The following is a 16,136-nucleotide window of genomic DNA, read 5'->3' on the forward strand; positions in this document are numbered from 1 at the left end:
ATCATGACTGCTGTAATTTTACAAATACCACAATCACTCAAATTCACAGATGATAAATTTGTGGAAATGGTCGCTGCTAATAAAGATTTACGTTTAGAATTATCATCACAAGGAGAATTAAGTATTATGTCACCAACAGGAGGAGAAACGGGAGATAGAAACCTAGAATTAGGAGGACAAGTTTGGTTTTGGAATCGCCAAAATGGTTTAGGAAAAGCTTTTGATTCTTCCACAGGTTTTAAATTACCTAATGGTGCTACCCGTTCCCCTGATGTGTCTTGGATAAAGATGGAAAGATGGAATGCACTCACACCAGAACAAAGAAAAAGGTTTCTGCCTTTATGTCCTGATTTTGTGATTGAGTTGGTTTCTGAAAGCGATGATTTAGCAGATACTCAAGCCAAAATGCGAGAATATATTGCCAATGGTTTGCGGTTAGGTTGGTTAATTAATCCTAAAGATAAACAAGTAGAAATTTATCGCCCAAATCAAGAAATAGAAGTTTTACAATCTCCTGCAAATTTATCTGGAGAAAATGTATTACCCGGTTTTATTTTAGATTTGCAACCGATTTTTTCATGAAACATATAGCGGTTATTGGTTAGATGCCATACAATTGAGGGCGCAGACCCTACGCCCCTACGCCCTGCTGTACTTGGCATAATTGGGACTCAAGACCCAAATATTTTAAAATTTAGCTTTTTTCACTATCAGGGAGAAATCCACACCCTAAATTGGGTGAGCATCGCGTTAGGATGTAATACATTAACGGCATAGTTTCAGGCGATTAGTTGCTATGGATATTTCTCACCTCAAGGCTGTGCAAGCCCCCTATTCCGGCGATAGCTCCTACCGGACACCGCCGCCAGATTTACCGTCCCTACTATTGAAGGAGCGGATTGTGTATCTGGGTATGCCACTTGTTCCGTCTGTTACGGAATTAATCGTCGCTCAATTGCTGTATTTGCAGTCCGATGATCCCGAAAAACCAATTAAAATCTACATCAACTCTACAGGTACTTCTGGTTACAGTGGCGAACCTATCGGTTTTGAAACCGAAGCCTTCGCTATCTATGACACTATGAAATATATCAAGCCTCCTATCCACACCATTTGTATTGGTTCGGCTATGGGTATGGCTGCGATGATTCTTAGTGCTGGGACAAAAGGCTGTCGTGCTAGTTTGCCCAATTCTTCCATTATCCTGCATCAGCCGAAAAGCTACGCCCAAGGACAGGCGACGGATATTCAAATTCGCGCTAAGGAAGTTTTGGCAAATAAAGCTTCAATGCTGGAAATTCTAGCCCGGACGACTGAACAAGACATGACGAAAATTAGCAAGGACATGGATCGTCTTTTCTACATGACTCCTGACCAAGCTAAGGAATATGGTTTGATTGACAGAGTTTTTAGGAAGGATGAACTCGCTAATCCCCCACTCCCTGCAAGTGTGCTTTAAATAGGTAATTGGTGATTGGTGATTGGTAATTGGTAAGAAGATATAGCTTCATCTGACCACTGACCACTGACCACTGACCACTGACCACTGACAATTAACTAATTACAAACGGAGTACCGCAAATGCCTATAGGCGTGCCTAAAGTTCCTTACCGGATGCCCGGTGGACAATATACAGATTGGATTAGCATTTATGACCGTCTTTACCGGGAAAGAATTATTTTCTTGGGAAGAGATGTGGATGACGAAATTGCTAACCAAATTATTGCTGTCATGCTGTATCTGGATTCCGATGATCCAGGGAAGGATATTTATTTATATATCAATTCCCCCGGTGGGATGGTGACATCTGGTTTGGCAATTTATGACACCATGCAACACATTAAGTCTGATGTGGTGACAATCTGTGTCGGTTTGGCTGCTTCTATGGGATCTTTCCTGTTGGCTGCGGGGACAAAGGGTAAACGCATGGCCTTACCTCACTCCCGGATTATGATTCACCAACCTTCTGGGGGAACTCGCGGACAAGCTTCTGATATCGAAATCGAAGCTAGAGAAATTCTGCGAATTCGGAGTCAGTTAAATCAAATTTATGCTGATAATACTACTCAACCTTTAAGCAAGATTGAAAAAGACATGGATCGTGACTTTTTTATGTCTGCTCAAGAGGCTAAGGAATACGGTTTAATTGATCGTGTGATTGAAGAACGTATTTAATAGTGGAAAATAATTCAAAATTCAAGATGTAAAATTCAAAAGTATGAATTACTCATTTTGAATTTTTAGTTTTGAATTTTGAATTTAAGTCAAGCGAAGCAACATGGATCTTGAAGATTATTACCGGATATTGGGTTTAAGGTCGGGAGTTTCTTTTGCTGATGTTAAAGCGTCCTATCGCCGATTGGTACAGCAATATCATCCTGATATCAACCCAGATGATCTCAAAGCGAAAGATAAGTTTATTGCGGTGACTGAGGCTTATAAGTTTCTCCAAACGGTTTTACCACCGGAGGAAATTAAGCCTCGGACTAATGAGGTGAAAACTGATGTTTCTAGTGCTAGAGAAGTGCAAACTCAACCAGCAGCATCAAAAACAACGGTTATATCTCATCCACCCAATTTAGAGGATATAGAACAACGGTTAAAGTGGAAGACTTATGAGCAGTTACAGCGATTTTTACAGGAAAGACGTTTTCCCCAGGCGATCGCTCTAGCAGAGGCTTTAATGGCGCGTTTACCAGCAGATGCGGAGGTGCGTCAATGGTTAGCGATCGCTTATCAAATCTGGGGACGAGCTTTAATTACGGAAAAACAACTCCCAAAAGCCAGAATTTATCTGAAAAAAGCCTTAAAAACTGACCCATACAATAAAGCTTTATGGAATGAAGTTCAGCAGGATTTTCAACGTTTGGGATTGAAACTTTAGTTAATTGGTAATGGGTAATGGGTAATTGATAATTGGTAAGAGTTTATTATTGATTCATTTTTTATTTTTGAATTGTTTATTTCTCTGCGTGGATGTAATCTACAAAGTAGAATTTAGGAATGAATGAAAATTTCAACCACGCAGAAATTCCTACTCCTAAAAGTGCGGTAATTATTAATGGTAAACCTAGCTGTAACCGCAAATCATCAGGTAATAAAGCCACTCCAGATATAACAATTACAAAATATGCTAAAAGTCCTATTTGCAACCGTTCTAAATTTTTAACTGCGGTTCGACAACTACTACAATGCTGGGTATGTTGTTTATATCTATCGAGAACTTCAGCCCGATTTTCATTAATAGTTGTAGGTTCACTACCATTAATTCCTATTTCTTGCCAAGGTAATTTACTTTGACAATATTTATCAAACCAATTGCGAAATTCAATTACTAATCTATCAGCATTTGTGGGTAATTTATAAGCTGTTTTCCAACTTTGGGTTAATTGTTTTTGTTGTAAATAGTATTCTTGTTGTTGCAGAAAAATCATATCTCCATCTAATACTAGATGTCTCTCATTAATATGATTCCACCAACGGGGGATAATCCGATGTAGGGTTTTAGCAAAGTTGCGGGGAAATTGAGCAACAATTCTCGATTTACCAGGAGATACGGGAATACAATAAACAACTAAACCTAGTTTCTTTCCTGTATTACCAAGACTAATTGCATATTCTAATCTACAAGGTGGTTCAAATGTAATTGTTGTGGGTAAACCTCTCGCAATATCTACTTCAATTAAATCCATGGTTGATTTAACTATGTTAATAGGTATAGGTTGAGCTTTGTCTCTATTACCTTGGACTCCATGATGAGCAAAAGGGACATGACTAGGATCTGCTACATTTTCTACTAATGTTTGCCAATCATATTCTAAATCTCGAATATAATTCGACCACACAAATCCTTTTTCTGCGTCTATTTGGGGTGATAATGGTAAAGGTGTATTTTCAGCTATTGCGGCTGTTTTTTCATCTGGCCACACCCAAAGTAGTTCCTGTTGTTGACGCACTGGAAAGGAAATAACACAAAAATTATCTTGATTTTTGGTGACAATTTCTGGGTTTTCTGCTTGGGGAACGCGCTGACAAATGCCATTTTCATTAAATTCCCAACCGTGATAACTACACATTAAGTTACCTGTTTTATCTTCGATTCTACCTTCGCTTAATGGTGCGAGACGGTGGGGACATTGATCTAAAAATACCCGATATGTTTCTGATTTTGTAGGTTTCCAAATTACTAATCTTTTTCCTAATAATGTCATCGGTTTGGGTTTGTGTGGTTCTAAATCTTCTATAGGGATGAGAGGATACCAGTGTTGAAAGAAATTAAATTCAGATTGCATATTGCTTCTAAGAGATAAAACAAGTACACTACTGATAGTATACTGTGACAATAATTTTAATTTCTCGAACTATTCAAATTCACCATGGCCAATCCCTTTTTTCCAGGTAAACCAGTTCTCCCAGAAAGTTTTGTGGGGCGGACATCAGAAATTAACTATGCTTTTGACCAAATCCATAACCGCAGCCATTTCGCCATTTGGGGTGGGCCAGGAATGGGTAAGTCTTCATTCTTGCAGAAATTAGCTTCTGAGCAAACATGGCAAGAATATGGATTAGATCCATCTCAAGGTATCGCTGTCATAGTCAATTGTCAAAATATCATTCCCTTTACTCCTGCTGGTTTTTGGCGGGAAGCTTTAAGTTTGCTGCATGATAAATTAGACAGTGAACCACAACTACAAGCTGAAATAAAGCCATTACTCGAAAAACCGACTACAAATGATAGTCTGCGCCAAGCATTACGGAGATTGGGTAGAAAAGATAAGTTTTTAGTATTGTTGGTAGATGATTTTGATGCAGCTTTAGTGAGCAATGATCAATATCAAGAAGCTGAAATGGAAACATTTTTAGCTCAGTGTCGTAATTTGGCGGTTCATGCGGAAGAAGGTCAATACCTCTCAATGATTGTGGCTTCACTCCAACGCCTCAGTGAATTAGGTCCCAAGCTTAACCCCAATGCTTCTCCTTGGTATAATCACTATCTGTTTCAATCGCTGAAATTGTTTCCTACCAAGGATTTAGTTCAACTATTAAATATTATTAGACCACCCACATTACGGGGTGAAATCATGAATATTACTGGTGGACATCCAATGTTAGTCCAAACTGCTGGGTTTTTCTTGTATCGAGAGCTACAGCCTGGGATTAATCCCGATATTACATCATTTGCTGAAAATTTTGAAAGAGATACTCAACAGATTTTCAAAACAATTTGGCATAGATGCAATCCTAAAGAACAGGTGTTGTTAATGCTGATAGCCTTGTTAGATATGGAAGGTCATATAGGGGAGCTAAACTTTAAATTAAAAGGCATTGGCCGCATTTTTACACAACATGAACGATCTTTAAGAAAGTTGGAAGAACAGGGTGTAATTACTTCCAATTCTCTAGAACCAGAAAAGTTTTACTCTTTCACTTCATCACTTATGAAAAAATGGGTAATTCAGGAGATTTTGCAGACTCCAGAACAATCAATCAGAGATAGAGAAAAAGAATTTATGAATCTGATTAGTCATGGACAAGTAAACCAAGTTAAAGAAGTAGTTACTTGGTTAGGTAACAATCCAAATAAAGTAAAATCTTTCCTAGATTGGATTACAAAGGTAGTACCAGTATTTCCTGCATAGATATTTGAATAGAGAAGTTCTTTTCGACTTCTCTACTAAGTTTATAGACCATGATTGATCTGAAATTAACAAGGAGCAGATAAAATATGCCTTTCCCTCCAAATCCTTACATAATAGGTGGTCGAATTACAGATACAAATAGATTTTTTGGACGCGAAAATTTTTTTAATGACATTAATTATTATCTTAAAACCGACAATGTAAAACTAATTTTATTACATGGTCAAAGACGGATTGGCAAATCATCTGTAATTGCACAAATTCCTGGAAAATTAGGTACAGATGAATTTGTTTTTATCAGTTTCGATTTTCAAGGTACAGTAAACTCGTCTCATCAAGAAATTATACATTCAATTGCAATTGGAATTATAGAGAAACTAGAAACATTAGAAACAAACGAGGAAATTTTAACCCATTTAGCAGAGAATATTCTTACCAATATTGAGATTTTTTCTCGTGAATTTCTACCGACAGTTTATCAACAATTAGGTAATAAGAAATTGGTTTTACTATGGGATGAATTTGATGTTTTGACTGAAAGAGATACTGAATCAGATACAGATAGTAATAATTTTTGTGATTATATTCTACAGCTACAGAAAAGAGATCAGAAATTATTTATTATCCCAGTAGTAGGAAGACATATATCAAAGTTACCAAAATTAGTTTCTTCATTACGAGAAGCACTAAATATAGAAATTGGTTTGTTAAAGAAAGAGGATACTCAAAAGTTAATTATTCAACCTGATAAGAATGTTTTAAACTATGAAGAAGAAGCAATAGAAGCAATTTTCCAATTATCCGCAGGACATCCTTATGTTACCCAGTGTATATGTTCTGCCATTTATAATCTAGCACGCGATCGCTATAATCAAAAAAATGTGCTTCCCCAGAGTATAAATGGTCATCATGTTGAAAGTATCGTAGATAAAGCAATTGAATTAGCTGAATATGGTTTAATATGGTTCTGGGGCGGATTAACTACTGAGCAGCAAGTTATTTTTGCAGCAGCAGCAGAGGCTCGAAATATAGCTATTCAAGAAAATGAACCTCCCCAGCTAATGCTATTAAGAAGCCATGGAATAGCAACAGAATATTTGAAAAAAGCAGACGAACAATTACATGAATATGGTTTTTTAGATAATAACAGGGTTAAGCTAGAATTTGTCCGTCGTTGGTTGGTGAAAAGTCATCAGCTAAAAGAGGAAATTAGCCATTTAGAGACAGTTCAACAAGAAAATATTAATAGGCTCTTGTCAGTAGCAGATGATTTGCGAGAACATGATGATACACGGGCAGTGCAAACTTATGAACTGGCTTTAAAGCTTAATCCTAATAACTTTAAAACTGTAACATCTTTGGCTGAAGAATATTTAAAGATTGAAGAACTTAATAAAGCCTGTGAACTTTACGAACGAGCCTATCAATTCTATTCTTTTATCGGAAATATAAATAAACAAGAGTCTGTTTTACAGCCTTTATTAACTGTAGCTGAAAAATACTCAAAGGCAGAAAATTTTGAGCAAGCCTTGGAAATTTACAGACTAGCTGACAAAATTGATAGAGAAAGTAGCAAAGATGGTTTTTTACAGACAATAGAAAATTATGTCCATAAATTGATACTTGCAAGAGAATGGATTAAAGCAACAGAACAATGTCAATCAGGGTTAGAAATTGATCCAAACAGAATATTATTTAAACAAAGATTAAAAGAAATTGAAGACCGTGAGTCTAACACTAATCTTAACGTTGCAGCTGAACCTTTAAATAAAAAACCTTCTACAATCATGCTCCAATGGCTCAACCGTAGTTCAATATTAATAGCATCTTTAGGATTAGCTGGAGTTGTAGTTATTGGTGTGGGTATTTCCCAAGGTTTGAGAACTTGTCCACCAGGTGAAAGAAAGGAATTAGGTGTTTTTTGTGTAGTAGATAATAGTAGAATTAGTCGAGGTAATCGCACTTTCTTCCCTGAGATTAATAATATCTATCGTGACCAAGGTATTCAAGCCTTTAAAAAAGGTAATTATCAAGAAGCAATTAAATTATTTAAAGAAGCTGTAAACGCTAATCGCTATGACCCAGAAGTGCTAATTTATTATAATAATTCCCTAGCTCGCCAACAAGGTTCTCCATTTACCTTAGCAGTAGTTGTACCATTAGACAAAAACCAAGATGATAAAAATAATACTCCAGAAATATTACGTGGGGTAGCCCAAGCACAAGACCAATTCAATCAAAAAAAGGGCTTAAACGGCAGATTACTAGAGATTGTAATTGCTAATGATAGCAACACAGAAAAAGCTAAAGAAGTAGCTCAAGAACTCATCAAAGATTCTTCAATACTGGGAGTCATTGGACATATTTCTAGTGATGCTACTAAGATTGCATTACCAGAATATGAAAAAGCAAAATTGGCGGTTATTTCCCCTACTAGCACTAGCATTTTATTGAACAATCCAGTTTTATTTAGAGCCGTTTATTCTGATGAAAGTGCGGGTAAAAAACTTGCTGAATACACTTATAAAAATCTGAAATTGAAAAAAGCAGTAATTTTTGCAAATCCGAATAGTCCATATAGTAATAGTATCAGAGAGGTATTTGCAAATCAATTTGGAAAACTAGGAGGTGAGGTAGTTCCTAAACCTTTAATTGATTTAACTGCTTCTACATTTGATCCAGAGAGAGAAGTTGATAGAAGTGTCTATACTAATAATGTAAAGGCGGAAGCAGCATTATTATTTCCAGATACACGAAGCACTAATATTGCTCTCAATATTGCTAAAGAGATTACCAAAAGAAACGAAAAACCCACAACTCAAAATCCACCAAAACCAGAATTTAAAATGTTAGCTGGAGATACTCTTTATAAGGATGATACCCTAGCCAACGATGGGGAGAATGTAAAGGGTTTAATAATTGCAGTACCCTGGTTTAGAGGAACATCACAAGCTAAATCTTTTGCCAAAACAGCAGATAGGCAGTGGGGGGGAGGTATTAGTTGGCGAACTGCAACTAGCTTTGATGCAACTCAGGCTTTAATTAAAACTTTATCTAATAATCCATCTCGTAGTACAGTATTAAGAGGGCTGGAAAAAGTCAGTCTGCTCGCAAGTGAAACTTCCGGCTATCCTCTCAAGTTTACACCGGAAAGAGAGCGTGAAGGGGAATCTATTCTTTTGCAAGTTAAAGGCAATCAATTCGTTCAAATTGATCCACCAGCAAAACCGTGATCTCACAGATGCAATTAAAACGTTTGGAGGTACTATGAGGATATGATTACTTCTTTTAAGTCTCAAAGAAACCCTTATGTTATTGGTCGTCCTATTGACCAACAGTTGTTTTTTGGGCGAGAAAGCCTATTTTTGACTATTCAAGATCATATTCAACATAATAGCAACATTATCTTGTTATATGGTCAGCGCCGCATTGGTAAGTCATCTGTCATTAGAAACATTCCTCATGGATTGAATGATTTACATGAGTTTGTTTTTGTGACATTTAATTTAGAACATTATAGCCAAAAATCCCTAAGTGAAATTTTGGCGGATTTAGCTCAAGAGATTCTCCATGATCTTTCGTTGGATGATGAAAATATTAAACTACCGGAAATTACGGAGTTAGAATTAGATACGGGAATTTTTTCTCATCAATTCTTACCGCAAGTATATCAATTATTAGAAAATAAGAATTTGGTATTGGTACTTGATGAATTTGATGCCTTAATGAATAGTAATAATCCAGAATTATTAGAACAAGTTTATAAATATTTATCTTCCCTTATCAATATTAATAAAAAATTATTTTTAATTTTATTAATAGAACAAAGATCAGTAAATAAGCACAGAATAAGTAAGATATTTAAGGATGTACCTGTTCGAGAAATTGGGCTGTTGGATGAAAATAGTACAACAAATTTAATTATTAAGCCAGCAGAAAATATTCTTGAATATGAAGAAGATGCGATAAAAGCAATTTTTGATCTATCCGCAGGACACCCTTATTTTACTCAAGCGATATGTTTTACTATTTTTGGGAGAGCGAGAGAGGAGGATAAATGGACAGTTAGTAGTGAAGATGTAAAACTCATTATTAATAAAGCAATTGAGTTAGCTGAGGCTGGTTTAACATGGTTTTGGGACGGCTTTTCGATTTTAGAAAAAGTTGTGTTTGCAGCAATAGCAGAAGCGCAAGAAGATTCAGATAATTATGTTCTCTTAATAAAAAGATTTAGACCTGACACAGAAGATAAATTAATTATAGAAACGAATCAACTTCTGAGAAGTAATGGATTTTTAGATGAAATAGAGGAAAGGGTTAAAATAGAATTTGTCCGGCTCTGGATCATACAACGTCACCCACTCAGCGAAGAAATTCATGAGTTAGATAAAATTGAGCAAAAAAAAAGTCCTAGTAATAGTAATATAATTCCACATTCAAACACTGTTGAGAGCGATTTTACACTTGAGAGTGATACTAATTTACATCAATCAAGTGAAGTTAACATTCCAGATATTCGTGCAAAATCCAATTTGATTATTTTAACTGCAATAGCATCTGCTGTTTTTATTATTTCTAGTATTATAGTAGCTAGTATTGCTCGCGGATCTAAAGATTGTGAACCTGGGAAAAGAAAGGAATTAGGTGTTTTTTGTGTAGCAGACAATAGTATAATTAATGGTAGAATTAGTCGAGGCGATCGCACTTTCTTCCCTGAGATTAATAATATCCCGCGTGACAAAGGCATTCAAGCCTTCCAAGAAAGTAATTATCAACAAGCAACTACATTATTTCAACAAGCTGTAACAGCTAATCCCTATGATCCAGAAGTGCTAATTTATTATAATAATGCCCTGGCTCGTCAAAAAGGTTCTACTCTAACATTAGCAGTAGTTGTATCATTAGACAAAAATACAAATACTCCTGTAGAAGTATTACGTGGGGTAGCTCAAGCACAAAACCAATTTAATAGTAATAAAGGCTTAAACGGCAGATTACTAGAGATTGTAATTGCTAATGATAGCAATAAAGAAAAAGCCAAAGAAGTAGCACAAGAACTTATCAAAGATCCTTCAATATTGGGAGTAATTGGACATAATTCTAGTGATGCTACCCTGGTTGCATTACCAGAATATGCAAGAGCAAAATTAGCACTTGTTTCCCCTACTAGTGCCAGCATATTTCTAAACAATCCAGTTTTCTTTAGAGCAGTTTATTCTGATGAAAGTGCAGGTAAAAAACTTGCTGAATACACCTATAAAAGTCTGAAATTGAAAAAAGCGGTAGTTTTTGGAAATCCAAATAGTCCATATAGTAACAGTATCAGAGAGGTATTCATCAATCAATTTGAAAAATTAGGAGGTGAGGTAGTTCGCAAACCTTTAATTGATTTAACTGCTACTACATTTGATGCAGAGAAAGAAGTTGCCATAACAGTCTATGGTGAGAAGGCAGAAGCAGCGTTATTGTTTCCAGATACACAAAGCACTGATATTGCCCTCAAGATTGCTAAAGAGATTACCAAAAGAAACGAAACACTTAGAACTCAAAATCCACCAAGACCAGAATTAAAAATGTTAGGTGGAGGTAGTCTTTATAAGGGTGATATCTTAACCAACGGTGGGAAAAATGTAGAGGGTTTAATTATTGCAGTACCCTGGTTTGGAGAAACATCACAAGCTCAATCTTTTGCCAAAAAAGCAGAGAAGCAGTGGGGAGGAGGTATTAGTTGGCGAACTGCAATTAGCTTTGATGCAACTCAGGCTTTGATTAAAGCTTTATCTAATAATCCATCTCGTAGTACAGTATTAAGAGGGCTGGAAAATGTCAGTCTTTCTGCTAATGAAACATCGGGTTATCCTCTTAAGTTTACACCAGAAAGGGAGCGGGACGGTCAATCTATTCTTTTACAAATTAAACAAGGTCAGTTTACAATGATTCCCAATAATTAAATTAGGTTGTATACAAAAATTATATGTCCCAATCTATCGCTGTCACCGTTAAGTTATTTGCTGTTTATCAAGAAGCTTTTGATGTGTCCGAACTAGTGTTAGATTTTCCTGATGGTACACCAGTTCAAGCTGTGTGCGATCGCTTGATTGCTGAACACCCAAAATTAAGCAAATGGCGGGAAATAACCCGCTTTGGCGTGAATTTACAATTTGTTGAACCGGATACCATTCTCCAAAATGGTGACGAAGTGGTTTTAATTCCCCCAGTGAATGGTGGTTAACGAGGATATATTCAAATACACTAAAAAGAAATTAAAGATGATTAAGTTAATTTTTACAACAATTTTCATAGTTTTCCTCACAGCTTGTACTACTATTGCCTTATCACCAACACCGGAATTAGTGCAAAAAGCGATCGCTCTCCAACTAGAACAAACCCAACAGCAACTTAACCAACAGCTAGATCTAAACTTCCAAAAATTTAATATTCAGCGCATATCTATCACTCAACAACAACCCCTCACCATTGAAAACTTACCAGCTTATCGGGTACAGGGAAATTACGACTTTACCGTAAAACTACCAAAACGCAGTTTTAAACAACTTGAAAAACCCTTTGAAGTCTACCTACAAATTCAAAAAGAAGGGAAAAGTTGGCGGTTATTAATACCAGAAAAAAACCGTCAAGATCCTCAATCAAAATGGCAGAGTTACTTAATTCTTTAATTGGATTATTTTTGATTATGGTAATGATCTTATCGAAAATATAAAATAATTTTATATCTTGACATAACCTATCTGCACCAAAATAAATGTACATTAGCTGATATAATCAAGATTCTAACCCCATTAAAAATCGGCGTTGCTGATAGCCTGCGTGGCGATAGCCATATTGAGGTATGAAACTAAAAACTCAAAATCTAAAACTTTGCGTCTTTGCTCCTTTGCGACTTTGCGCGAAACAAAATTCATACCGCCATTATGCAACGCCCAAAAATATATCAATCTCAGATTCAACCTGTGATATATGCTGGTTTAAGGTTAGACTCTAAATATATAGGAAAAAAATACTTCTTTCCTTAATTATTGTAAAATTCACTTAACAAACAAAGATTCAGTTTGAACAAGTGTCATCTAATACAAAGGACAAATAAAAATGACAGAAAATAATCAGGATAATGTTGGTAATACTGAAGAAAGTTCTCAAGGAACAATCATAGTTGCTGGAATGCGTCCCATTACCACCGGGACATTACAAGTAGTTGATACCTTCAACTCTATGGGGATTCGTCCCATAGGTGCAAACACATTCCAAGTAGTTGATAGTATTAACTTGTCTGGTATTCGTCCCATAGCTTCTAGCACCTTGGTAGTTGCTGACAACTATTCTGTCTTCGGAAATCGGCCAATAGCACCAAATACCTTTGACGATTCCGAACTTTTGATGGGTTTTCTAGACTAATTACAAGATTACTCGGTAAGCGTAAAGCTCAGTCACTTTAGTGCTGAGATATAAGCGACACGGGCGAATTTATTCGCTCAAGCTCTTGACTAGTAACAGTAGGTGTGATATACTTTCAGAAGTTCCATAATTTAAGTATAACTAAACAACGTAAAAACTTAACTAATTTGGTTGAGTGCGTAGTCATACCTAACAGTATTGCAGTTTAGGAAAGCTAAATTTGGTGAAAAATGAAATACAAAAATCGAGTACGGTAGGGCATACCGGAATTAACGCTTTAGGAGAATCGACCTCTGTTTTTGTTGGAGTAATCCAGCAATTGTAAGTTGGCTCATTGATTAAAGAATCTCAGTGTCTTTAGACCTGAGAGTGTCAAATTTCCAATATTTTCATCATATCAAATTCAACCTGGTTTTATGAATAAACTAGGTTGTTTTATTAGAAGGAGTCAGGAGTCAGGAAGAAGAATTAGAAGGAAATAAGAATAGTCTCAAATCTGGGAAAATGATAGCTAAATGAATAGTTTCAAAGTTTATTCCTTGCACATTATTCACATTTTATCCTTCTCAATTCATTGATTTATTTATCAAGGTTTTAGGTTTATTAAGCAAGCCCTAATTATGGCAAAATATCCAATTTTATCAACATCTTTAAACTTTCACGAAGATTATCCATGTCCAGTATGTCACGTGGGTAAAATTTCGCAAATGTTGATGATGGAAACTATGTGTTGTGATTTTTGCAATGAAATATTTACAGTTAACTTAGAATTACAACAAGTTAAAATGCCTTCTAGAGAACCACCTTTAGTTTGGAATTGGAATGGATTAAGGTGGACCCAAGCACGATTAGGAAATGTGGAATTAGGTTGGGGTTATGGTTTGTCCGCAATTGCTTTTATTATTTTACCGACTACCTTAATAGGAATTACAGCCTATTATTTTCCTCCTCATTCTCATGTTCCGCTTTCATGGATTCCATTTATTTGGACTGTGCTAACTTTTTTATCACACTTAGGAATTATTGTGTGGATTTTTATTGAAGTTTATCAGCTTCCCATTATCGCATATTTGCGAGCTATTACCCGTTGGCAAAATAGACTAGTTAGGTAGAAAAGTTCTGACTCCTATTAATTTTTAATTCCTCCTTGGGGTACTAGCAAAATCCCCTCATCATCTGCTAATAAATTGTGTGCTGCTTCCAACATAGATGGCATTATTTCTTGCAAATCTTCCCGATTATTTAAGTAAGTTTTTAAAGCTGACATTGGGTCAATACTGCTACTCGCGCTTAATTCAGGAATGCGGGGTTTTGCTAACTGACTCACTAATTCAGCTTGTATAGTGTAAGTGTGCGCGACACTTAAAGCTTGGTGAAGAGAAGAGTTATCAATTAAATCCAATTGTTCTGATTTCAATTTGTAAATAAGTCGCACCACATTATCTTGAATATCATATTTAGCAATTCCTTTTAATAATGCCTTTTGTGGATCATCCTGCTTAGATAAATCTATCTCAATAGTCCGAAAAGTTCGCACAGGTAAAGGACAAAATTCCCAATCTGCTTTCCCTTTTTCCAAATCTATCATCACATAACCTTTGTCTTCCTTCTCTTCACTAAAATCTACCCGTTCAATACTTCCTGGATAAATTACCGGTGGGTCATTGGATTTATTTAAATTTTGGTGTTTGTGGACATGACCTAAAGCCACATAATCAAAACATGGCCTAGTTAATAAAGATAAAGGTAAAGTAAAACCTTTCCCGACTGCTAATAAACGTTCTGCACCTAAAGTGGCATTATCAGCCATTAAATGAGCTAAAAGTACAGTGGGTAAATCTGGGTCAAGACGGCGAATTTCTCCTTCGATAACTACCTCTAAACGGTCTGTCAGGAGTTGATTTACTTCAGCTAAAGAAGAACCTTGAGTTTCTTGACGAGTCATCAAAGTTGAACGAGTTAACCAAGGAAGAGTAATGATTTGCACATCTCCGCTGCGGGTAGAAATGCGATGAGTTGTTAAAGTATCACCAACCACAAACCCTGGTACTCCCAAAGTCCGATAAATATTTAAACTCGCACCTCCCAAACCCTGGGAATGTTGGTCATGATTTCCCACTAATAATACTGTGGGGATATCTGCATCTACTAGTCGGCGAAATTGATTAGCAAAGGCTTCTTGAACATAGGGTGCAGGTGTGGCATTGGGGAAAGCATCACCACCAAATAAAACTAAATCTACATGATTGGCGATCGCTCGGTCAATACACAAAGATAATGTTTTCACAAAATCCTCCAGTCGTGTGTTTAAACCTGTGGCTGGATTAACGCGCCCGTGGCAAAAACCGCTACCAATATGAATATCTGAAAGATGGAGAATTTTCATAGTTTATTGGTTGTAAGGGTTTAGATCCCCGATTTCTCAAAGAAGTCGGGGATCTATTCTTCGATCTATTCTAAATCTAGTAGCAGTTTTTTGAAGTCACTGCTATGAGGTAAGTTATGATCCGCTAAAAATTGCTGATAAACTGATTCTTCCTCAATCTGCATTTTGATATACTCTATCTTGGGTATTGTTCCTTTTCTTAATCCAGCATATTCTAAATAACTGGAAAACTCCCATTCTTCGGGTTGCTTCACCAGTGATGCTTTCACAGGATTGAGATGAATATACTGAGAGAGGTTAACAAGATAGTCAGTTTGTGAAATATGAATACTTTGAAACCTTCCCTGAAATAATACTCCAGAACGGTTAAAACGTTTATTAATTGCTTTTGTGTAAGAAAGTGAGAGAGATTTCATAGCATCAGAAAGGGTTTCATCTCTCAGATAGACTAGAAGATGATAATGATTAGGCATTAAACAGTATGCAATAATATCTACTGAATTTTTAATTAGATGTTCTCTGATCAGTCGAAGAAAATAAATATAGTTTTCACGTTCAAAGAAAATTATTTGGCGATTGTTTCCGCGATTATAAACATGATAAAAGTTGCCAGTTTGGAGTGGAATCCTTCTTTGTCCCATAATTGGATGTTTATTCGCATTATTTCAGAGAGTTCAGAAATTTCAGATCCCTGACTT

General features: G+C 36.1%; 14 protein-coding genes. 11 read left to right on the forward strand and 3 right to left on the reverse strand.

The annotated features are described in order from the left end of the window. Positions 1–3 precede the first annotated feature (3 nt). The 4 genes from ANA_RS19425 (at position 4) to ANA_RS19440 (ending at position 2,884) form a co-directional block, all read left to right on the forward strand. Positions 4–582 carry a Uma2 family endonuclease gene (locus ANA_RS19425; RefSeq protein WP_015083126.1) on the forward strand — a complete coding sequence of 193 codons (579 nt, stop codon included), beginning with the start codon at positions 4–6 and terminating at the stop codon, positions 580–582. 214 nt (positions 583–796) lie between these two features. Further along, complete coding sequence (locus ANA_RS19430) at positions 797–1,459, forward strand: ATP-dependent Clp protease proteolytic subunit (RefSeq protein WP_015083127.1); 663 nt, start codon at positions 797–799, stop codon at positions 1,457–1,459. A 122-nt stretch (positions 1,460–1,581) separates the two neighbouring features. Next, complete coding sequence (locus ANA_RS19435; protein WP_015083128.1) at positions 1,582–2,175, forward strand: ATP-dependent Clp protease proteolytic subunit; 594 nt, start codon at positions 1,582–1,584, stop codon at positions 2,173–2,175. A 103-nt stretch (positions 2,176–2,278) separates the two neighbouring features. Continuing rightward, positions 2,279–2,884 (forward strand): J domain-containing protein, encoded by a 606-nt coding sequence (locus ANA_RS19440; RefSeq protein WP_015083129.1) that lies wholly within the window; start codon positions 2,279–2,281, stop codon positions 2,882–2,884. Positions 2,885–2,960: 76 nt separating this feature from the next. On the opposite strand, the gene ANA_RS19445 is transcribed toward ANA_RS19440, so the two are convergent. Next, entirely contained in the window at positions 2,961–4,292 is a 1,332-nt protein-coding gene (locus ANA_RS19445; RefSeq protein WP_015083130.1) for an aromatic ring-hydroxylating dioxygenase subunit alpha, read from the reverse strand. A gap of 84 nt (positions 4,293–4,376) precedes the next feature. Here ANA_RS19445 and ANA_RS19450 point away from each other — a divergent pair, with 84 nt between their 5' ends. From ANA_RS19450 to ANA_RS19480, 7 genes are all read left to right on the forward strand, one after another. Then, positions 4,377–5,639 (forward strand): ATP-binding protein, encoded by a 1,263-nt coding sequence (locus ANA_RS19450; protein ID WP_015083131.1) that lies wholly within the window; start codon positions 4,377–4,379, stop codon positions 5,637–5,639. 86 nt (positions 5,640–5,725) lie between these two features. After that, a complete protein-coding gene (locus ANA_RS23755; protein WP_015083132.1) occupies positions 5,726–8,872 on the forward strand; it encodes an ABC transporter substrate-binding protein in 3,147 nt (1,048 codons plus the stop codon). Positions 8,873–8,914: 42 nt separating this feature from the next. Then, positions 8,915–11,590: an ABC transporter substrate-binding protein gene (locus ANA_RS23760; RefSeq protein WP_015083133.1), complete on the forward strand. Its 2,676-nt coding sequence runs from the start codon at positions 8,915–8,917 to the stop codon at positions 11,588–11,590. Positions 11,591–11,613: 23 nt separating this feature from the next. Then, positions 11,614–11,871, forward strand: coding sequence for a MoaD/ThiS family protein (locus ANA_RS19465; protein WP_015083134.1), 258 nt, complete (start codon positions 11,614–11,616; stop codon positions 11,869–11,871). 37 nt (positions 11,872–11,908) lie between these two features. Beyond that, a complete protein-coding gene (locus tag ANA_RS19470; protein ID WP_015083135.1) occupies positions 11,909–12,316 on the forward strand; it encodes a hypothetical protein in 408 nt (135 codons plus the stop codon). A 430-nt stretch (positions 12,317–12,746) separates the two neighbouring features. Continuing rightward, positions 12,747–13,052 (forward strand): hypothetical protein, encoded by a 306-nt coding sequence (locus ANA_RS19475; RefSeq protein ID WP_015083136.1) that lies wholly within the window; start codon positions 12,747–12,749, stop codon positions 13,050–13,052. A 620-nt stretch (positions 13,053–13,672) separates the two neighbouring features. Further along, entirely contained in the window at positions 13,673–14,164 is a 492-nt protein-coding gene (locus ANA_RS19480) for a hypothetical protein (RefSeq protein WP_015083137.1), read from the forward strand. Positions 14,165–14,181: 17 nt separating this feature from the next. Here the strand turns inward: ANA_RS19480 and sbcD are convergent, their stop codons facing one another. Then, positions 14,182–15,438: an exonuclease subunit SbcD gene (sbcD, locus tag ANA_RS19485; protein ID WP_015083138.1), complete on the reverse strand. Its 1,257-nt coding sequence runs from the start codon at positions 15,436–15,438 to the stop codon at positions 14,182–14,184. Between the two features lie 65 nt (positions 15,439–15,503). Next, on the reverse strand, positions 15,504–16,079 hold the full coding sequence (locus ANA_RS19490) for a transposase (protein ID WP_015083139.1): 576 nt from the start codon (positions 16,077–16,079) through the stop codon (positions 15,504–15,506). Positions 16,080–16,136: the final 57 nt, after the last annotated feature.

This window comes from Anabaena sp. 90, assembly GCF_000312705.1.
In the GTDB taxonomy this organism is placed as follows: domain Bacteria; phylum Cyanobacteriota; class Cyanobacteriia; order Cyanobacteriales; family Nostocaceae; genus Dolichospermum; species Dolichospermum lemmermannii.